The sequence below is a fragment of the Novosphingobium sp. UBA6272 genome, assembly GCF_002440635.1.
In the GTDB taxonomy this organism is placed as follows: domain Bacteria; phylum Pseudomonadota; class Alphaproteobacteria; order Sphingomonadales; family Sphingomonadaceae; genus Novosphingobium.
The window spans coordinates 36,339-55,311 of the sequence record NZ_DJUW01000012.1 but is presented as its reverse complement, the minus strand read 5'-3'; the positions used below and the strand labels follow the sequence as shown (position 1 = coordinate 55,311).

16 protein-coding genes and 1 tRNA gene are annotated in these 18,973 nt (G+C 64.8%); 9 read left to right on the top strand and 8 right to left on the bottom strand.

What is annotated here, in order from left to right:
- Window positions 1–2: 2 nt before the first annotated feature.
- Window positions 3–389: a hypothetical protein gene (locus tag B2V17_RS06115; protein ID WP_292996256.1), complete on the top strand. Its 387-nt coding sequence runs from the start codon at window positions 3–5 to the stop codon at window positions 387–389.
- 177 nt (window positions 390–566) lie between these two features.
- Here B2V17_RS06115 and B2V17_RS06110 read toward each other — a convergent pair whose 3' ends face one another.
- Window positions 567–2,624: an elongation factor G gene (locus B2V17_RS06110; protein ID WP_292996255.1), complete on the bottom strand. Its 2,058-nt coding sequence runs from the start codon at window positions 2,622–2,624 to the stop codon at window positions 567–569.
- 162 nt (window positions 2,625–2,786) lie between these two features.
- Between B2V17_RS06110 and B2V17_RS06105 the strand changes: the two genes are divergently transcribed.
- From B2V17_RS06105 to B2V17_RS06095, 3 genes are read left to right on the top strand one after another with little or no spacing between them, the layout of a single operon-like run.
- A complete protein-coding gene (locus tag B2V17_RS06105; RefSeq protein ID WP_292996253.1) occupies window positions 2,787–3,602 on the top strand; it encodes a class I SAM-dependent methyltransferase in 816 nt (271 codons plus the stop codon).
- A gap of 56 nt (window positions 3,603–3,658) precedes the next feature.
- Window positions 3,659–6,304, top strand: a complete 2,646-nt coding sequence (gene alaS / locus B2V17_RS06100; RefSeq protein ID WP_292996252.1) for an alanine--tRNA ligase — start codon at window positions 3,659–3,661, stop codon at window positions 6,302–6,304.
- On the top strand, window positions 6,301–6,798 hold the full coding sequence (locus B2V17_RS06095) for a hypothetical protein (RefSeq protein ID WP_292996250.1): 498 nt from the start codon (window positions 6,301–6,303) through the stop codon (window positions 6,796–6,798). The genes alaS and B2V17_RS06095 overlap by 4 nt, the downstream gene beginning before the upstream one ends.
- On the opposite strand, the gene B2V17_RS06090 is transcribed toward B2V17_RS06095, so the two are convergent.
- A complete protein-coding gene (locus B2V17_RS06090) occupies window positions 6,795–8,576 on the bottom strand; it encodes a cation:proton antiporter (protein ID WP_292996248.1) in 1,782 nt (593 codons plus the stop codon). The genes B2V17_RS06095 and B2V17_RS06090 overlap by 4 nt on opposite strands.
- 39 nt (window positions 8,577–8,615) lie before the next feature.
- On the opposite strand from B2V17_RS06090, the gene B2V17_RS06085 reads away from it, so the two are divergent.
- Window positions 8,616–9,833: an FAD-dependent oxidoreductase gene (locus B2V17_RS06085; RefSeq protein ID WP_292996246.1), complete on the top strand. Its 1,218-nt coding sequence runs from the start codon at window positions 8,616–8,618 to the stop codon at window positions 9,831–9,833.
- Here B2V17_RS06085 and B2V17_RS06080 read toward each other — a convergent pair.
- On the bottom strand, window positions 9,830–10,486 hold the full coding sequence (locus B2V17_RS06080) for a hypothetical protein (RefSeq protein ID WP_292996244.1): 657 nt from the start codon (window positions 10,484–10,486) through the stop codon (window positions 9,830–9,832). The genes B2V17_RS06085 and B2V17_RS06080 overlap by 4 nt on opposite strands.
- The gene (locus B2V17_RS06075) at window positions 10,483–11,706 is read right to left on the bottom strand and encodes an NADP-dependent isocitrate dehydrogenase (protein WP_292996242.1); all 1,224 of its coding nucleotides are present in this window, start codon (window positions 11,704–11,706) and stop codon (window positions 10,483–10,485) included. The genes B2V17_RS06080 and B2V17_RS06075 overlap by 4 nt, the downstream gene beginning before the upstream one ends.
- A gap of 137 nt (window positions 11,707–11,843) precedes the next feature.
- Between B2V17_RS06075 and B2V17_RS06070 the strand changes: the two genes are divergently transcribed.
- Window positions 11,844–12,611, top strand: coding sequence for a crotonase/enoyl-CoA hydratase family protein (locus tag B2V17_RS06070; RefSeq protein WP_292996240.1), 768 nt, complete (start codon window positions 11,844–11,846; stop codon window positions 12,609–12,611).
- 95 nt (window positions 12,612–12,706) lie between these two features.
- On the opposite strand, the gene B2V17_RS06065 is transcribed toward B2V17_RS06070, so the two are convergent.
- Together B2V17_RS06065 and cpdR are read right to left on the bottom strand one after the other, a co-directional pair.
- Window positions 12,707–12,781, bottom strand: a tRNA-Val gene (locus B2V17_RS06065).
- Window positions 12,782–12,860: 79 nt separating this feature from the next.
- Window positions 12,861–13,235 (bottom strand): cell cycle two-component system response regulator CpdR, encoded by a 375-nt coding sequence (cpdR, locus tag B2V17_RS06060; protein ID WP_292996238.1) that lies wholly within the window; start codon window positions 13,233–13,235, stop codon window positions 12,861–12,863.
- A 148-nt stretch (window positions 13,236–13,383) separates the two neighbouring features.
- Between cpdR and B2V17_RS06055 the strand changes: the two genes are divergently transcribed.
- The gene (locus B2V17_RS06055; RefSeq protein WP_292996236.1) at window positions 13,384–14,331 is read left to right on the top strand and encodes an N-formylglutamate amidohydrolase; all 948 of its coding nucleotides are present in this window, start codon (window positions 13,384–13,386) and stop codon (window positions 14,329–14,331) included.
- A 213-nt stretch (window positions 14,332–14,544) separates the two neighbouring features.
- Here B2V17_RS06055 and B2V17_RS06050 read toward each other — a convergent pair whose 3' ends face one another.
- Together B2V17_RS06050 and B2V17_RS06045 are read right to left on the bottom strand one after the other, a co-directional pair.
- On the bottom strand, window positions 14,545–15,315 hold the full coding sequence (locus B2V17_RS06050; protein ID WP_292996234.1) for a SapC family protein: 771 nt from the start codon (window positions 15,313–15,315) through the stop codon (window positions 14,545–14,547).
- A gap of 70 nt (window positions 15,316–15,385) precedes the next feature.
- Window positions 15,386–16,816, bottom strand: coding sequence for an FAD-binding oxidoreductase (locus B2V17_RS06045; RefSeq protein ID WP_292996232.1), 1,431 nt, complete (start codon window positions 16,814–16,816; stop codon window positions 15,386–15,388).
- Between the two features lie 97 nt (window positions 16,817–16,913).
- Here B2V17_RS06045 and B2V17_RS06040 point away from each other — a divergent pair, with 97 nt between their 5' ends.
- Window positions 16,914–17,417: a hypothetical protein gene (locus B2V17_RS06040; RefSeq protein ID WP_292996230.1), complete on the top strand. Its 504-nt coding sequence runs from the start codon at window positions 16,914–16,916 to the stop codon at window positions 17,415–17,417.
- Window positions 17,418–17,561: 144 nt separating this feature from the next.
- Window positions 17,562–18,962 (top strand): DEAD/DEAH box helicase, encoded by a 1,401-nt coding sequence (locus B2V17_RS06035; protein WP_292996228.1) that lies wholly within the window; start codon window positions 17,562–17,564, stop codon window positions 18,960–18,962.
- The last annotated feature ends 11 nt before the right edge of the window (window positions 18,963–18,973 follow it).

The window sequence follows — 18,973 nt, the reverse complement described above, 5'->3', positions numbered from 1 at the left end:
TGATGAACCGCCTGCGTATGCTCCTTGTGCTGGCTGCCCTGACCTGTTCCGGAGGCAGCGCCATGGCTTCGATCCAGTCCGGCTGGCCGCTTCTGGCATTTGCCCGCGAAGCTGGCTGCGAGCTGCAGATCGTCGGCAACGGCAAGTTCCTCGAACTGCGCGGCAGCGGCTTCGTGCCCGGCGAATCGCTCAGCTTTTCGCTCACCAATGGCGATATCAAGCCGCTGGCCAGGCAGGCCTTTGCCGATGGCAGCGGGCGCTGGACCAAGCTTTACATCCCGTTCCGTTTCGGCCAGCCGGGCGGCACGGTCAACGTTGCACTCTCAGCGTCGCGCTGCACCATGACGGCCGGAGTGCCCTGGCAGCGCTTGGTGCGTGTGATCGACTGAACGCCGCGCGAAAATGCCGACCCACTGCGCCCGAGAACTGCCCGCCCTGTGGCAGTCGGAGGACTGCTCTTATCTTCCCTCGCAATCGCGTGACGCGCGAAGAGAAGGCCGGTGCTTCGACAAGCTCAGGACAGTCGGCGCTGACTGATGGATGTTCCCGATCAGTCGCAACCCGCTCTACCGGATCTCCCCGGCGCGCGCCTTCACCACCTCGTCGGCATGCTTTCCGCCCAGTTCGGCTAGATGATCGAACGTTGCCGTAAAGCTTGCCAGTCCCTGGCTGAGTGAGCGCAGTTCCGCGTCGAGCCCGTGCAGCCCGCTTTCGGGCAGCAGGGCCTCGACCCGTTCCCACCGGGCCCAGTCGGGATGCGGTGACAGGCCCAGGATCTGGCCGCGCCGGGCCGACAGCACCGATCCGGCCTTCGATCCGGTTCCCGCCGGGGTATCGACCGCTACCTTAACCACCGGCTCAAGCAGGTAGGCCGCAGCCTTCTCGAGCGCTTCAGCCATGGCCATCCGCCCGGCGATCCTGAATGCGAGTTCGGAGCTGTCGACCGAATGGAACGATCCATCGAGCAGCGTCACCGCGACATCGACCACCGGAAAGCCCAGCGGTCCGCGCTCCATCGCATCCTTGATCCCGGCTTCGACCGCCGGGATATATTGCCGGGGAATCGCCCCGCCGGTGATTTTGTCTTCGAATACGAAGCCTTCGCCGCGACCGAGCGGTCGGATCTCGATCACGCAATCGCCGTATTGGCCATGTCCACCCGACTGCTTCTTGTGCCGTCCCCGCGCGCCGGCGGGTTTGCGGATCGATTCGCGATAGGCGATCCGCGGCGGGCGGGTATCGACCGCGACGCCATAGCGCCGTTGCAGCCGCCCGATCACGACGCCCAGATGATCGTCGTTGATCCCGCGCAACACGGTTTCGTGGCTGGCATCGTCCTGATGCCATTCCAGTGCCGGGTCTTCCTCACACAGGCGGTGCAGCGCGGTGGAAAGCTTAACGTCATCCTTGCGGTCGCGGGTGGTGATCGCGATTGCGGCGTTGCGCGGTGGATAGGCCACCAGCCCGGCCTCGGCCACGGCCGCACCTTTGCGGCCCAAGATCATCCCGCTGCGCGCGGCATCGACCTTGGCCACAGCTACCACATCGCCTTCGCGCGCGGCTTGCTGCTTGGCGGTCTTGTCGCCCTGGACGAAGAATAGTGAGCCGGTCCGTTCAGGGGCCGCGCCCACGATCAGCTCGTCACCTTCGCCAAGGCCGCTGCCCAGCACCCGGCCGAGTGCGAGTCGGCCCATCGCCCCGCCGTTGGCAATCTTGAACACGTGCAGTGCGCCGCCTTGCTGCACGCCCAGTCGGCGCGCGGCGGCGGCGGGGTAGGGCGCTTCGTGGCGCAGCAGCTTGAGCAGGCGGTGGACCCCGCCATCGCTCAGCGCCGAACCCAGTACGACCGGCACCACCTTGTTTTCGGCCACATCGACTGCAAGGTCGGTCATCACGATAGCCTGGTCCGGCTGCTCGTCCATTAGAAGCGCTTCCAGCAGGTTATCGTCGAAATCTGCCAGCGTTTCGAGCAGATGGGTGCGCTCTTCCCGCTCGCGCTCCAGCAGTTCGCCGGGAATCTCGACCCGCTCGCTCTCCTTGCCGGGGCGATAGCGATAGGCCCGTTCCAGCGCGAGATCGACATAGCCGGTCACGCTCTCGCCCTCGCGGATCGGGATCTGGCGCAAGGCCAGCGGTTCACGGCTCATCGGTTGCAGTTCGGCGATCAGGTTGCGCACCCCGCCGGCACGGGCATGTTCGATCTTGTTGACGAACACGGCATGCGGCACACCCAGTTCGTCGAGCTGACGCAGCATCGGCTCGGCCAGTGACGCGCGTTCAGACGCGGGATCGATCACCACCAGCGCCATGTCGGCCGATTGCAGCGCAGCCAGACCATCGGCGGCGAAGCCGGGGCCACCGGGCACGTCGATCAGCGCGAACCGGTCGCCCAGATAGTCGAAATGGTAGAGGTTTACTTCGGTGGAGCCGCCGCGGGCCCGGGCTTCGGGACTGGCATCGCCGATGCTCGATCCGGCTTCGACAGAGCCCTGGCGGTTGATTGTGCCACTGGCGAACAGCAGTGCCTCCGCCAGGCTGGTCTTGCCCGTGCCGGCCGGCCCCACCAGCGCGACCGCACGGGTTGCTGTTCTGCCGTCACTCGCTCCATTTTGGGTGCCCACCATCGTCGCCTCCTTCGTGGTTGAGGCGCGCCGGGCGCTATCTCCGTTCGCGCCCGGGGCGCAGGGAATGGGCAAATGCTCTGCCTGTTGGCGGTGAGTCGCAAGTGATTTTTGCGCGGCGATTGCCGCTTGTGCCGTAACAATACGCGGCCTAGCCTTGGGCGCATGACGACCGGATCAGACTGGCAGGACGCCGTCGGCCGCACCTGGGCCGAGAACTATCGATTGACCGACCGGGCCTTTGCCGGCCTGACCGAGCGGCTCCTGGCCCGGATCGGCGGCTGCGAGGGGCAGGGCGTGCTCGATATCGGCTGCGGTGCCGGCGAACTGTCGCTGGCCGTGGCGCGCGGCAACCACAGCGCCGAAGTGGTCGGCGTCGACGTATCCAGCGACCTGGTCGAAGCCGCCCGCCAGCGTGCAGCCGGGCATACCAACGTCCGCTTCGAGCTGGCCGATGCCGGATCTTGGCGGCCGGGACCGTTCCGTCCGGACAAGCTGATCTCTCGCCACGGAGTGATGTTCTTCGACGCGCCGCGCGCCGCTTTTGCACACCTGCGCCAGATTGCGAGCCCTGGGGCCGAACTGGTGTTCTCGTGCTTCCGTTCCCCAAAGCTCAATGCCTGGGCCAGCGAACTGGCCAGCCTGCTTGAACTTCCGGGCAATGCAGATCCGACTGCGCCCGGCCCGTTCGCCTTTGCCGATGAAGCCCATGTCCGCAGCGTGCTCGGCGATGCGGGGTGGCAGGACATAGCCATGGCCGAAACCGACTTCGCCTATGTCGCCGGGGTGGGGGAAGACCCGGTGGCGGATGCAGTCAACCTCTTCACCCGGATTGGCCCCGCCGCCCCGGCGCTGCGCGCGCTGGATGGCGATGCGCGCGAGCGGGCGCTGGGCTGGATCCGCGACTGGCTGGAGCAGCATCGCAGTGGCAACCTCGTCGCACTGGGGGCAGCGGCCTGGATCGTCACGGCCAAGGCCTGATCCTTCCCGTAAAACCAGCCTTGCCGCTGGGCCAGCCGTGCCTTATCGGCGGCGGCATGACCTCGACGAACGATATCCGCCGCTCCTTCCTCGAATACTTCGGCTCGCACGGGCACGAAGTGGTGCAGTCTGCGCCGCTGGTGCCCTATAACGATCCGACCCTGATGTTCACGAACGCGGGAATGGTGCCGTTCAAGAACGTCTTCACGGGGCTGGAAACCCGCGCCGTGCCGCGCGCCACCAGCAGCCAGAAATGCGTGCGGGCCGGGGGCAAGCATAACGATCTCGACAATGTCGGCTATACCGCGCGGCACCACACCTTTTTCGAGATGCTGGGCAACTTCAGCTTTGGCGACTATTTCAAGGAACAGGCGATCACCCATGCCTGGACCCTGCTGACCAAGGAATGGGGCCTCAATCCCAGCCGCCTGACTGTGACTGTCTATCACACCGACGACGAGGCCTTTGCTCTGTGGCAGAAGATCGCGGGCCTGCCGGCAGAGCGGATCATCCGCATTCCAACCAAGGACAATTTCTGGGCGATGGGGTCAGACGGTCCCTGCGGACCGTGCAGCGAGATCTTCTACGACCACGGCGATCACATCTTCGGTGGTCCCCCGGGTAGCCCGGACGAGGACGGCGACCGGTTTGTCGAAGTGTGGAACCTTGTGTTCATGCAGTTCGAACAGGCTGCGGACGAAATCGTTGGTGAGTTACCCAAGCCGAGCATCGACACCGGCATGGGGCTGGAGCGGATTGCGGCGGTAATGCAGGGCGTCACCGACAATTACGATACCGACACTTTCAAGGCACTGATCGCGGCAAGCGAAGCTCTGACCGGGGTGAAGGCGGAAGGGGAAACCAAGGCTAGTCACAGGGTGATCGCCGATCACCTGCGCTCGACCAGCTTCCTGCTTGCCGATGGCGTGCTGCCCAGCAACGAAGGGCGCGGCTATGTGCTGCGCCGGATCATGCGCCGGGCGATGCGCCATGCTCACCTGCTGGGCGCGAAGGACCCTCTGATGCACCGGCTGGTGCCTGCGCTGGTCGCCGAAATGGGCGCGGCCTATCCCGAACTTGGCCGGGCCCAGCCGCTGATCGAGGAAACCCTGCAGCGCGAGGAAGTGCAGTTCCGCCGTACGCTCGCCAACGGGCTCAAGCTGCTCGACGAAGCGACCGGCAGCATGGGTGAGGGCGCTGAGCTGCCCGGCGATGTTGCCTTCAAACTCTATGACACTTTCGGCTTTCCGTACGATCTAACCGAAGACGCGCTGCGTTCGCGCGGGATCGGGATCGACCGCACCGGCTATGACGCCGCGATGGCCCAGCAAAAGGCCGCCGCCCGCGCCGCCTGGAAAGGCAGCGGACAGGCCGCCGATGAGGAAGTCTGGTTCGACATCGCCGAACGCGCCGGGGCAACCGAGTTCACTGGCTACACCGCCACCACTGGGGAGGCGCAGGTCGTCGCGCTGGTCAAGGACGGCAAGGAAGTGGACAGCGCGTCAGCCGGCGATACGATCAGCGTGATCGTCAACCAGACCCCGTTCTATGGCGAGAGCGGCGGCCAGATGGGCGATGCCGGGACGATCAGCGGCGCCGATGGCCTGGCTCTGACGGTGACTGACACCGGCAAGCCGCTGGGCCGACTTCATGCGCATCACGCGCGGGTTGAGACTGGGACGATCAAGCTGGGCGACATGGTCAAGCTCGATATCGACGTTGCCCGCCGCGATGCGACCCGCGCCAACCACTCCGCCACGCACCTGCTGCACGAGGCGCTGCGCCGCCGACTGGGCGATCACGTTACCCAGAAGGGCTCGCTGGTTGCGCCGGATCGGTTGCGGTTCGACTTTTCGCACCCGGCCGCGCTGTCGGCCGAGGACATCACAGTGATCGAGGCTGAAGTGAACGCCCAGATTCGCGGGAACGAGCCGGTCGTAACCCGGCTGATGAGCCCCGAGGACGCGATCGCGGCCGGGGCCATGGCGCTGTTCGGCGAAAAGTATGGCGATGAAGTGCGGGTGCTGTCGATGGGCAGGACGCCTGAGCGGACCTATTCGACCGAACTGTGCGGCGGCACCCACGTGCGCGCGCTGGGCGATATCGGGGTGTTCCGGATCGTTTCGGAAAGCGCGGTCAGCTCCGGCGTGCGGCGGATCGAGGCGCTGACCGGTGAGGGCGCGCGGCAATGGCTGATTGCCCGCGAGGATGCGCTGAAAAGCGCCGCCAGCCTGCTCAAGACCACGCCCGACGATGTCGAGGCCCGCGTCGCCGCGCTGCTGGACGAACGCCGCAAGCTGGAGCGCGAACTGGCCGAAGCCAAGAAGGCGCTGGCACTGGGTGGCGGTTCGGCCAAGGCCGAAGCCGCCGATGAGGAAGTCGGCGGGGTGAAGTTCTCGGGCCAGGTGCTCGAAGGGCTCGATCCCAAGGATCTGCGCGGGCTGCTCGATTCGGCCAAGTCTCGCCTTGGCTCAGGGGTGGCGGCGATTGTCGCGGTCAATGAGGGCAAGGCCAGCATCGCTGCGGCGGTGACTGACGACCTGACCGGAAAGGTCAGCGCGGTCGATCTGGTCCGCGCCGGCGTCGAAGCGCTGGGCGGCAAGGGCGGCGGCGGTCGTCCCGACATGGCCCAGGGCGGCGGCCCCGACGGAGACAAGGCGGCAGAGGCGATTGCGGCAGTGAAGGCGGTTCTGGCGGGGTGAGTGCGCCTGACCAAGACAACGTTACCTATCGAGTCTTCGAGTCAACGTTTTTTGGTCGTCTCGCCGAGGCAATCGGCTGGGCGCTTGGCTGGCTCTGCTTTGCCTTTGCTCGCGCAGGATGGACTGATCTCGCCGAGCGCTGGGTCGATGTGGCCATTCTTCTGCGCCGGAGCAATCGCGGAGCGATCAGAACTGTTGGCTATCTCAACGCCCTTCGAGGCAGACTGGCGATCAAGCGGGGCTGGGTATTAGTAGAGGGCAGGACTGGGCCAAGCGGTGCATTCGCAAACAAGGGCTTCTTCGCAAGATACGAGGTCGCCGCGCGTAACCAAGCATGCGCGTTGGCGCTAATCAAACGATGGGAACGGGATGCAATTCCAGGTTCATTGCGCATCTACGAAGCCCATTTGGACTGCGATGATTCCGGTGCTGAAGGCATCCTCTGGGTCTATCCCGGGCGCTCATTTTTCGCGACCGACGAGGATGTGGACTAAGCCCCTCGCTCGCGCAAGGTAGTGCTTTTCAGCTTGGGCTTCTCGTCCAGCTCGCCTTCTTCCATGATCTGCGCGCGGAACTCGTCGCGCTTCTCGTGGATGCTGGCAATTACCGGACCCATCGGCACGCCGATATCGACCAGAACCGCCTCCGACAGCTGCAGTGAGGCTTCCAGCGTTTCGGGAACCGCGTGGCTTGCGCCCGCCCGGTACAGCGCTGCTGCATGGCTGGCGTCGCGGGCGCGGGCGATGATCGGCAGGGCGGGGAAGGCGTTGCGCAGCTGGCGAACCATCCGCTTGACCGCGACCGGATCGTCCATGGTCAGGATCACCGCATTGGCCTGTTCTGCGCCAAACCGGTGAAGCGCATCGTTGCGCGCGGCATCGCCGAATTCGGTCCGCAGCCCGATGGCGCGGTTTTCGCGGACCTGATCGGCATTGGCGTCGATGATCAGATAGTGCTTGTCGTGCGTGGTCAGCATGTCCGCCACCAGCTTGCCGACCCGTCCGCCACCGATGATCAGGGTGCGTTGCAACTCGTCCTGCCCGGTCGGGGTGCTGAGCGCACCGGCCCGGTCGACCCGCCGCGCGGCCCAGCGCCCGAAAACGGCGAGCAGCGGGGTAACGGTCAGCCCCAGTGCGGTCACGATCTGCCAGAACTGTGCAGCATCGCGGCTGATCAGGTTCACCGCGACGGCGCTGGCCAGTACGATCAGGGTGGTTTCCGATGGACTGGCGAGCAGGATCCCCGCCTCGGTCGCGGTGGCGGTGCGATAGCCGTGCAGCCGCAGCATCGCACCCGTGACCAGCGCCTTGGCCAGCAGGATCAGCGTGAAGGCGACCAGGATCTCCCACAGCCGGTCCCACATCATGCCAAGGTCCAGGCTCATCCCCACGGTCAGCAGGAAGATCCCCAGGGCCAGGCCCTTGAACGGCTCGATGATCGTCTCGACCTCGGTATGGTAGTCGGTCTCGGCGATCAGCAGCCCGGCCACCAGCGCCCCGACGATCGGCGACAGGCCGACCGCGCCGGTCACCAAGGCCGCGACGATCACCACCAGCAGGCTGGCGGCGAGAAACAGCTCAGGGCTCTTTGTCCGGGCGGCCTGGGCGAACAGTCGGGGCAGGGCGAACCGCCCGATCCCCAGCAAGGCGACGATTACCAGGGTACCGAGCCCCAGCGTGCGCATGAACTCTCCGAAATCGGCGCTCTCTCCGCCCCGGCCCATCGCGCCGAGCAGGAAGATGATCGGCACTAGCGCGATATCCTCGAACAGCAGGGTGCCCAATGCGGCCCGCCCAACCGGGGTGCCGGTATCGGCGATCCGCAGCACCAGCGCCGTTGACGAGAGCGCGAGCGCCAGCCCCAGCGCCAGCGCGGTCGGCAGCGAATTGCCCAGGAACAGCAGCACCAGCGCAATCAGCGCGCCGCCGCCGAACAGCTCCATCGGCCCGACCCGGAAGATCGTCTTGCGCATCTGCCACAGCCGCTGGAATGACAGCTCCAGCCCGATCGAGAACAGCAGCAGGATGATCCCGAACTCGGCGAATGGCGCGAGCCCCCCGGGATCGCTGATCGTGACATAAGACAGCCACGGGTGCTGCGCAGCCAATCCGCCCAGTCCGAACGGGCCAACCAGAATGCCAGCCAGAATAAAGCCGACCACCGGGGTGATCCGGAACCGCGCGAACAACGGAATGACGATCCCGGCCGCGCCGAGGATCACGATGGCATCGCCAAGCGAGGAGGTGGGGACGAATTCTGAAGGGCTGGCCATGACTTGCAGCTAGGCCAAATCGGGCGCAGTTGTCATCCCATGAGCGACATCGACGCTGCGGATATTGTCATTGTCGGCGGCGGGCCAGCCGGGATGCTGGCCGGTCTGTTGTTTGCGCGGGCCGGAATTTCGACACTGGTGCTGGAAAAGCACGGCGATTTCCTGCGCGATTTTCGCGGAGATACGGTCCACCCTTCAACCATGGAAGTGCTCGACCAGCTGGGAATGCTGGAACGGTTTCTGCAGCGCCCGCATACCCGGCTTCACGAAGCGCGCGGGACGATTGCCGGACAGGAAGTCGTGATCGGCGATCTGAGCCATCTGAAAGTTGCCGCGCCCTTCATCGCGATTATGCCGCAGTGGGATTTTCTCGATTTTCTGCGCGATGAGGCGACGGCCTTTCCGCGGTTCCGTCTGGAGCTGAACGCTGGCGTGACCCGGCTGCTCGATGATGGCCAGCGAATCACCGGAGTTGAACTGGGCGATGGCCGCACGATCAAGGCCCGAAAGCTGGTGATTGCGGCCGACGGGCGGGGCTCGATTGTAAGGCGCGATGGCTGGCTGGCGGTCACCGAGATCGGCTCTGCGATCGATGTGTTCTGGTTTCGGGTGCCGAAAGCCGAGGATGGCGGCGATGCCTTGCGCGGGATCGTCGCTCCGGGAACACTGCTGGTTCTGATCGATCGCGGAGACTACTGGCAGTGCGGCTATGTCTTTCGCAAGGGCATGGGCGCGCAGTTGCAGGCCGGGGGGATTGCGGCCCTACGGGCCCGGATCGAAGCTGTCGCGCCGATCTTGGGTCCGCTCGATACTGTGTTGACCGATATGGACCAGATGCACCTACTGACGGTCAAGATCGACCGGCTTGACTGCTGGCACCGGCCCGGGCTGCTCGCTATCGGCGATGCCGCACACGCCATGTCGCCGGTGGGTGGCATTGGGATCAACCTGGCGATTCAAGATGCGGTCGCGGCAGCGAATGTGCTGGCGGTGGCGCTGCGTAGGTCAGCGAATGTCGATCACATGCTGGGCAAGGTCGAGGCCCGGCGCGGGCTGCCAACACGGCTGACCCAGCGCGCGCAGCAGGTTGCGCAGGATCGGATCATCGGCGCGGTTTTGAGCCCCGGTTCCAGCTTCAACCGCCCGCCCTGGCCGGTTCGCCTGCTCGGCCGGTTCCCGCTGCTGCGGCGGATTCCGGGCCGGATGATTGGTCTTGGGTTCAGACGAGAAATAGTGCGGTCACCCTTGGCACCTTAATAGTCCGCAAAGAGCGCATCGACATTGCCGCCATTCGCCGCGAGGATGGCTGCGACCCGGCGGCGTCCTTCGTAATAGGCCAGGGCAGGATGACTCTTCCCTTCGGCTTTGAGCCGGGCGACATCGGCATCGCTGAGGCTCGATTCCTGGGCGACGTAATCGCAATAGCCTTCCAGTAACCAGGTCGGTGCGGTCACGACAACTGTCAGACCAAAATGCCGCCGTTCCATCCCGTGGCACTTTTCGTGCGCGACCACGCCAGCCATAGTGCGGAACCCGCCAAGTTCGCTGCCATTCTCAACCGTACCAGCCAGCACATCGCTGCGATTGAAGATCAGGTCTTCGCGGGCCGCACGGGTCAATGCGAAGCTGCCGTGATTGTTGAGCGCCAGCACGCGCCAGCGCCAACCGCCATCGGTCAGGAAAATGCGCCGGCCTTCGTTGCGAGCCGCCAGGGGGCTGCGGGCGACACGGGCATTGGCATCGTGCAGGATCGAAGCCATCACGTCGCGCGGGATCGGTACCTCCGACCAGACGCGATCGGACCCGAAGTCTTCGTGGTAGGGGAAGGCGAGTACTTCGGGGGCGACGAACGGGCTTGTGGCGACGAGCGCCGCAAGCCCGATCAGGATTTGTCGCCAGCTAGGGCTCAAGCCCAGTTCTTCATCTCGGTTTCGAGGTTCTCGACGATCGCCTCGAAGAAGCCTTCCGTGGTCAGCCAGGGCTGCTCCGGTCCGATCAGGATCGCCAGGTCCTTGGTCATCTTGCCGCCTTCGACGGTGTCGATGCAGACCTTTTCCAGCGTCTCGGCGAAGCGCACCACATCGGGGGTGCCGTCGAACCGGCCGCGATAGATCAGCCCGCGGGTCCAGGCGAAGATGGAGGCGATCGGGTTGGTGCTGGTCGCCTTGCCCTGCTGGTGCATACGGTAGTGACGGGTGACCGTGCCGTGGGCGGCTTCGGCCTCGATCGTCTTGCCGTCCGGCGTCATCAGCACTGAGGTCATCAGCCCGAGCGAGCCGAACCCTTGCGCGACCTGGTCCGACTGGACGTCGCCGTCATAATTCTTGCAGGCCCAGACGAACTTGCCCGACCACTTGAGGGCCGAGGCGACCATATCGTCGATCAGGCGGTGTTCGTAGACGATATTGGCGGCCTTGAACTTCTCGGCAAAGCCTTCGGTTTCGAACACTTCCTGGAACAGGTCCTTGAAGCGGCCGTCATAGGCCTTGAGAATGGTGTTCTTGGTGCTGAGGTACACCGGCCAGCCCAGGCCGAGGCCATAGTTGAAGCTGGCGCGGGCGAAATCGCGGATCGAATCGTCGAGGTTGTACATCGCCATGGCGACGCCGGCGCTGGGAAACTTGAATACCTCAAGGTCGATCGTCTGGCCATCGTCGCCGTCGAACACCAAGCGCAACGTGCCGGGGCCGGGGATCAGGGTGTCGGTCGCCTTGTACTGATCGCCAAAGGCGTGGCGGCCGACCACGATTGGATCGGTCCAGCCGGGGATCAGGCGGGGGACGTTTTGCATCACGATCGGCTCGCGGAACACCACGCCGCCCAGAATGTTGCGGATCGTGCCGTTGGGCGACTTCCACATTTTCTTGAGCTTGAATTCCTCAACCCGGGCTTCGTCCGGAGTGATCGTTGCGCACTTGACCGCAACACCGAATTCCTTGGTCGCGTTGGCGGCGTCGACGGTGATCCGGTCATTGGTTTCGTCGCGCTTTTCAACCGAAAGGTCGTAGTATTTGAGATCGATATCCAGGTAAGGGAGGATCAGCCGTTCGCGGATCCATTGCCAGATGATGCGGGTCATCTCATCGCCGTCCATTTCGACGACGGGGTTCTTCACCTTGATCTTCGCCATTGCCTCAATGCTTTCCCAGGGGAGTTGGATTTGCGACCCCCTTAGCAGAGCCGCAGGCCCGCGCAAGTAAGGGCTGGACGCGGCTGGCAGGTCGCTTTAATCGTGCGATTAAACGACAGTCGAGAGGAGTCCCCAAGATGAGCGAAGCTGCTGAAGTTCTCACCCAGGTCGAAGACGGTGTCCTGATCGTCACGATGAACCGGCCCGAAGCCAAGAACGCGATGAACAAGGCTCAGGCCGAAGGCATCTCGGCGGCGATGGACCGGCTCGAAGCCGACCCCGATCTGCGCTGCGCGATCCTGACTGGAGCGGGAGGCACCTTCTGCTCGGGCATGGACCTCAAGGGTTTCCTGCGGGGCGAACGTCCCAGCATCGAAGGCCGCGGATTTGGTGGCCTTACCGAATGGACCCCGTCGAAGCCGGTGATCGCTGCGGTTGACGGCTATGCCCTCGCCGGGGGCATGGAGCTGGCGCTGAGCTGCGACCTGATCGTTGCCAACGCGGCCTCGAAGTTCGGCATTCCCGAAGCCAAGCGCGGCCTTGCTGCCGCAGCTGGCGGGCTGATCAAGCTGCCCCGCCAGATTCCGCCGCGGATCGCGATGGAACTGGCGCTGACCGGTGACTTCATTGACGCCCAGCGGGCTTATGAACTTGGTTTCGTCAACCGGGTGGTCGAGGGACCGTCGCTTGACGCCGCCAAGGAACTGGCCCGCGCAGTCGCCGCCAACGGCCCGCTCGCGCTGATCGCCTCGAAGGCAATCATCCGCGATTCGCACAGCTGGAGCGACGAGGAAATGTGGCAGAAGCAGGCGGCCTACATCGCCCCGGTCTTCACCAGCCAGGACGCCCGCGAAGGTGCCGCCGCCTTTGCCGAAAAGCGCAAGCCGAACTGGCAAGGGAAGTAAAGCTTCTAGGTCCTCCCCATTTGCACTTCGTGAAAATGGCGAGTACCTCAATTGAAACGAAAAAGGCCCCGGAAAACCGGGGCCTTTTTAGTGAATGGTGGGCGTAGCAAGGATTGAACTTGCGACCCCTACGATGTCAACATAGTGCTCTACCACTGAGCTATACGCCCGCACCATTCAGGTCTGCCCGAGGCCGTCGCCCCGGGCAGGGGAGCGCCATTAGCGAGGCTCCCCAGCCTTGGCAAGCCGTTAGATCGAAGCTTGGGCCTGCTGTCCGAAAATTCGTTCGACTTCAAGAACCAAGTCCTTGAGATGGAACGGTTTTGACAGGACCTTGGCCTGCGGAGCCTCGCGGCTGGCCTTGAGCGTGACCGCGGCGAATCCGGTGATGAACATCACCTTGGTCTTGGGACTGACTTCGGCGCAGCGCTGGGCCAGCTCGATCCCGTCCATTTCCGGCATGACGATGTCGGACAGCAGTAGGTCAAACTCTTCCTGCACAAGCAGCGGCAGAGCGGCGGTGCCGCGATCGACCGCGACCACATCGTAGCCCGCGTTCTGCAGTGCCCGCGCCAGGTAAGTGCGCATGGCTTCTTCATCTTCAGCGAGGAGAATGCGGATCATCGGTTGGCCTTGTCTGTACCAGAATCAGTTCCCCGCGACGGCAGATCGCGTAGGCCCGATCTTCATACACCAAGCCGGTTAACAATCCCCGTCGATTTCCGCACTGCCCGACTTTGACACAGCGCGCCAAGCAGGCCAGCCTTGGCCGATGGACCCCGATCAGGCCCGACCGACCGATTCGCCCCTTAGCCAAGGCGGCACGATTCCCGGCAGCGAGGGCAGCGCGGCCTTTTCCCTGACCTTTCCGGCTCCGTCCGCCTTGCCTCTCCTGATCGCGGTGCCGCACGCCGGGCGGGCCTATCCCGGCAGCCTGCTGGAACGGATGCGCAATCCGGGGTTCGCCGCGCTCAAGCTGGAAGATCGCTATGTCGACCGACTGGCGGTAGAGGTGGCGCGTCAGACCGGGGCTGCGCTGCTGGTGGCCCATGCCCCACGAGCGATGATCGACCTCAACCGCGATACCCGAGACGTCGATTGGGACATGTTTGCGCGCGGCCGCCCCGATACTGTCGGCAGCTTTACTCCCGGGATGCGGGCGCGCAGCGGGCTTGGCCTGATCCCGCGCCGGATCCCGGGGCTGGGCGAGCTGTGGAAGCGGCGGCACGAGACCGAGGAACTCTTGGCCCGGATCGCGACAATCCACGCGCCTTATCACGAATGCCTGGGCGCAGCCCTGGGCGAGCTGCGCGAACGCTGGGGCGCGGCGCTGCTGCTTGATCTCCATTCGATGCCACCGCTCGGCTATCGCGGCGGGCCGCCGGCTCCCGAATTCGTATTGGGCGACCGGTTCGGAACATCCTGCCACGGGGCGCTGGTTGGCAGCTGCTTTGGCTATTTCGCGGAGATGCGGCGCGACGCGGCGCACAACCGGCCCTATGCCGGGGGCTATGTGCTGGAACGTCATGCCGCGCCGGGTGAGGGCGTCCATGCGTTACAGCTGGAAATCGACCGTTCGAGCTATCTCGATTCGCGTCTGGCCGAACCGGGCGACGGATTTGCCGAAATGGTCCGGCTGCTATGCGGTCTGGTCCGGCGGCTTTCGGCAGAAGTCGCGGAATTGGGCAGGGCCGCAAACTGGGCCAACGCCGCAGAATAGCGACCCAATAAAAAACCACCTCGTGCAAGCAGCACGAGGTGGCCAAGGTTCAGGGAGGAGGTGCACTTGCGCGCACCTAGCCTTACCGAGCCATGAGGGAAGCCCGACAAGACAGTAGTTAAGATAGACTTGTCCGCCCCCCGATGCAAGGGGCGGACAAATGCATACGAATAAAGCCACTCAATCGCGGGTTAGTACCGCAACTGGGTGTGATCAGGTGGCGGGAACCGGAACCGGGCCCTTGCCCTGCTGAACTTGGCGGCCAAATACTTCGCTCATCAGTTCAAGGCTGAACAAGTGGGCGAAGATCAGGCCAAGCATGCCGTTCTGGTTCATCGTCCGCAGCACATCGCCACGCAGATCGCGCAGCTTTTCCTGATCAACCATCTTGAATCCGCGATAGATGAAGGGCTGTTCGTTGCCCTGCTGCTGGATCGAAACTTCGCCGTCCATCAGCAGGCCATGCTTGGTCAGCTCTTCGACGAAAGCCTGGGTGCGGAAGCCGGCTTCTTCGAAGTTGCGGCAGAAATCGAGGGTCGCCTTGCAAGCTTCGCTCGGTTGGTCACCGTCGAACAGCGCGTTGCCATCGGCAAATTCGCCGATCAGATCGGTCGTCGGGTCGAAGCACAGCGAAAGCTCTTCGGTATCCGGGGTCAGCTTGGCCAGCATGAACGGATAGCGGCGGGCATAGGCCGGGAGATAGGCCGGGGTGGTCAGCTTGCCTTCTTCGTCGAAGAAGGTGTTGACCCCTTCGTTGAGGCCCATCAGCGCCAGCGGAACCGGGCTTTCGGCATTCGAAAAGACGATCGGATAGTTGCGCGAGGCGTGCACAAATTCTTCCGCAGTCAGCGGGATTGCATGCTGGCCGACCATCCAGGTGGCGTTTTCGGTGCTGCGGCTGCGCCAGTTCGCATGGTCGCGGCTGTTGAGCGGCATCAGGTCCTTGTAGAACAGCGGAAGGGCGGCTTGCGGCGCGCTGGCCATGATAGTCTCTCCAGAAGATAGTGCTTGCACCCGGCCCGGGAGACCCCAAGTCCGGCACGAAAGCGCGCCTTTAAGCGGTAGATGGCTTTGGCGCAAGCAGCTTGCCGGGGTTCAGCAGGCCATCGGGATCAAGTGCGGCTTTGACACGGCGCAGCAGGTTGAGCGCGACCGGATCGCCGAGCCGTTCCAGCTCATCAACCTTGAGCTGGCCGATCCCGTGTTCGGCGGAAATCGTGCCCTGCCAGGCGGCAACCAGATCATGGACGGCGCGGCTGATCGCCTTGCCGTCGCCCGCTTCCCAGGCGTCGCGGTCGGCGCCGGCCGGAGCCTGAACGTGGAAATGGACATTGCCATCGCCAAGATGACCGAAGCCAAAAGCCCGGGTGCCAGGCCAGCGGCTCTCGATCGCCGGCACGGCCTGATCCAGAAAATCGGCCATGCGGGCGACCGGTACCGCGATATCGTGCTGCACCGCCGGGCCCTTGGCGCGCTCGGCCGGAGAGATCGATTCGCGCAGGGTCCACAGGGCTTCGGCCTGGCTTTCCGAGCTGGCCACCACCGCATCGTCGAGCAAGCCGGCATCAAGCGCGCTGGCCATTGCCGCCTCGCTCAGGCTTGCCGCATCGCTGCCGACCAGCTCGATCAGTGCGTGCCATTCGTGCCGCCCGCCCAGCGGCGCGCGGGCATCGGGCAGATAGGCCAGCACTGCATCCAGGCATGACTGCGGCAAGACCTCGAACCCCTCAAGCGCCTGGCCCGCTGCCGCTTCGAAATGGACCAGCAATTGCCGCGCCTGCTGAGCCGAACCCAGCCCGGCCCAAATCACGCTGCGGGCAGGGATGGCCGGGACCAGTCGCAGCGTCGCCGCGGTGACGATCCCCAGCGTTCCCTCGCTGCCGATGAACAGCTGCTTCAGATCGAACCCGCGGTTGTCTTTCTTCAGCGGGGTCAGCGCCGAATAGACCGAGCCATCGGCCAGCACCGCCTCGATCCCCAGCACCTGCGCGCGCATCGATCCGTGACGCAGAACCTGAGTGCCGCCGGCATTGGTTGCGATCAGCCCGCCGATGGTGGCCGATCCCTTGCCGCCGAGGGTCAGGGGGAAGCGCAGGCCCTGCGCCTCTGCTGCATCGTGCAGGCTCTGCAGGACCACACCGGCTTCGCACAGCGCGGTGCCGGCCTGCGGATCGACTGCGCGGATCGCGTTCATCCGCCGCAGCGAAACCAGCAGCGCGCCGCCGCCTGCATCAGGGGTGGCACCGCCCGACATCCCGCTGTTCCCGCCTTGCGGCACGATCGGTACGCCAAGGCGCGCACAGAGTTTGGCCAGAGCGGCCAGCTCCGCGGTGCTGCCAGGGGAAGCCATGGCCCGCGCCGCGCCGGTATAACGCCCGCGCCAATCGGTCAGCCAGGGTGCCATCAGATCAGGATCGCGGGTCAGCCCGCGCGGGCCAAGCAGCGCGGCGACCTCGGCCAGAAAGGGATCATCGGCGAAATCCATTGCCATGCGCCTATGGCACAGCGCATGGGCACCTTGCGAGTCCCCCCGGCTTGGGGTTAAGCGGTGGTTCAATCTTGGGCGCTATTCAGCAGGGGCAATGCAACCGATCGCGCAACTTCTTGCACCGCTGGTGCTGCTTCTGCCTGCGCTGGGCGTGGTCGAAGCACCGCGCGACCGCTCGGTTGAAACCCAGCCGTTCCAGCCGATGGCGGCAGAGCAAGTATCTATCCAGCAGCGCGTGACGATCCGGGTCAGTCCGCGCCCCGCACCGATGCCGATGGACGCGGCGATGTTCGACAACGAGATGGATAGTGGCCTCGGCCCGCGCTTTGCCGAGCGCAAGTGGGGCAATTGCCTGGGGATCGATTCGATCGCCGGGGTGCAGCCGATCGACAACTCGCGGCTGCTGCTGATCCTGCGGGATCGGCGGATGGTTACCGCCAAGCTGGAGAAGGGCTGCCAGGGCCGCGAATTCTATTCGGGCTTTATCGTCGCCCGCAATTCCGACGCGCAGATCTGCGTCGGGCGCGACCGCCTGCAATCGCGCAGCGGGATGGGCTGCCAGGTCTCCGGCTTCCGCCAGCTGGTGCAACTGGACTGACCCGCCCGGCGGTGGATTGTCCGCCGCGCATTTCCTTGACTTTTGCGGTCCATTGGCCCTAGGGCGCCGGCGTGGCCGAACGCCGGGTGAAGCCTGCTTCATTCGGTCCGGCGCGCCCTTTCCTTCTAACAGTTGACCTTGCCCATGAAATTTGCCGACATCGGCCTATCCGACGAATTGCTCGCAGCGGTCACCGCCAAAGGCTATGACACGCCCACCGCGATCCAGGCCCAGGCTATCCCCAGCGTGCTGATGATGAAGGACATCATCGGCGTCGCCCAGACCGGGACTGGCAAGACCGCCAGCTTCGTGCTGCCGATGATCGACATTCTGGCCCACGGCCGCCGCCGCGCGCTGATGCCGCGCAGCCTGATTCTGGAACCGACCCGCGAGCTGGCTGCCCAGGTCGCGGACGAGTTCGCGCTCTATGGCGTCAACCACGATCTCAAGATGGCGCTGCTGATCGGCGGCGTACAGATGGGTGATCAGGTCAAGGCGCTGAAAGACGGGGTCGACGTGCTGATCGCCACTCCGGGCCGGCTGATGGACCTGTTCGAACGCGGCAAGATCCTGCTCACCGGCTGCGACCTGCTGGTGATCGACGAGGCCGACCGGATGCTCGACATGGGCTTCATTCCCGATATCGAGACGATCTGTTCCAAGCTTCCGGCCCAGCGCCAGACGCTGCTGTTCAGCGCGACCATGCCGCCGCCAATCAAGAAGCTGGCTGACAAGTTCCTGACCAATCCGAAATACATCGAAGTTGCCCGTCCGGCGTCGACCAACACCCAGATCGTCCAGTTCAAGGTCCCGGTCGCCTCGTCGCGGGCCAAGAAGGAGGTGCTGCGCGAACTGCTGCGGACCGACGACGTCAAGACCGCGATGATCTTCTGCAACCGCAAGACGACCGTGCGCGATCTCGCGACCAGCCTCAAGAAGAGTGGCTTTTCGGCGGGCGAAATCCATGGCGACATGGACCAGTCGGCCCGGATTGCCGAACTCGACCGGTTCAAGGATGGCACCATCAACATCCTGTGCTGCTCTGACGTGGCCGCGCGCGGGCTCGACGTCAAAGGCGTCAGCCACGTGTTCAACTTCGACACGCCGTGGCACCCGGACGACTACGTTCACCGCGTCGGCCGGACCGGCCGCGCCGGAGCCACCGGCCGCGCCTTTACCCTGATCGCACCCGAAGACGCCGAAGCGATCGAGAATGTCGAGAAGCTGACCGGCGGCAAGCTGACCGTGTTCGAAGTGCGGCAGGGCACCAAGGCCGATACTGCCGACAAGCCCGCCCGCCAGCCTCGCGAAGAGCGCGAACCCCGCGCTGCCCGCGCCCCGCGCGCCGCCCGCGAAGAACGCGAACCGCGTCCGCCTCGCGAGGAACGTGAGCCCCGGGCTGAGCGCGCCCCGCGCGCTGAACGGCCCAAGCGCGACGGCACCAAACCGCCCAAGGCCGAACCCAAGCGGCAAGCGGCCGATGACGGCGATGACGGCGTGTGGAACGGCCCGGTCCCCAGCTTCCTGGGCGTTTCGGCGCTCTGATCCTCCCCGCA

Bases quoted from the DNA above. Each gene is read 5' to 3' on its own strand.
- B2V17_RS06050 (WP_292996234.1), bottom strand. From the start codon at position 15,315: ATGGCCAGCGCGCCGCAAGCCGCCCTTCCGCTGTTCTACAAGGACCTG.
- alaS (WP_292996252.1), top strand. From the start codon at position 3,659: ATGACCTCGACGAACGATATCCGCCGCTCCTTCCTCGAATACTTCGGC.
- B2V17_RS06045 (WP_292996232.1), bottom strand. From the start codon at position 16,816: ATGGATTTCGCCGATGATCCCTTTCTGGCCGAGGTCGCCGCGCTGCTT.
- B2V17_RS06085 (WP_292996246.1), top strand. From the start codon at position 8,616: ATGAGCGACATCGACGCTGCGGATATTGTCATTGTCGGCGGCGGGCCA.
- B2V17_RS06105 (WP_292996253.1), top strand. From the start codon at position 2,787: ATGACGACCGGATCAGACTGGCAGGACGCCGTCGGCCGCACCTGGGCC.
- B2V17_RS06075 (WP_292996242.1), bottom strand. From the start codon at position 11,706: ATGGCGAAGATCAAGGTGAAGAACCCCGTCGTCGAAATGGACGGCGAT.
- cpdR (WP_292996238.1), bottom strand. From the start codon at position 13,235: ATGATCCGCATTCTCCTCGCTGAAGATGAAGAAGCCATGCGCACTTAC.
- B2V17_RS06055 (WP_292996236.1), top strand. From the start codon at position 13,384: ATGGACCCCGATCAGGCCCGACCGACCGATTCGCCCCTTAGCCAAGGC.
- B2V17_RS06035 (WP_292996228.1), top strand. From the start codon at position 17,562: ATGAAATTTGCCGACATCGGCCTATCCGACGAATTGCTCGCAGCGGTC.
- B2V17_RS06110 (WP_292996255.1), bottom strand. From the start codon at position 2,624: ATGGTGGGCACCCAAAATGGAGCGAGTGACGGCAGAACAGCAACCCGT.
- B2V17_RS06070 (WP_292996240.1), top strand. From the start codon at position 11,844: ATGAGCGAAGCTGCTGAAGTTCTCACCCAGGTCGAAGACGGTGTCCTG.
- B2V17_RS06090 (WP_292996248.1), bottom strand. From the start codon at position 8,576: ATGGCCAGCCCTTCAGAATTCGTCCCCACCTCCTCGCTTGGCGATGCC.
- B2V17_RS06040 (WP_292996230.1), top strand. From the start codon at position 16,914: ATGCAACCGATCGCGCAACTTCTTGCACCGCTGGTGCTGCTTCTGCCT.
- B2V17_RS06115 (WP_292996256.1), top strand. From the start codon at position 3: ATGAACCGCCTGCGTATGCTCCTTGTGCTGGCTGCCCTGACCTGTTCC.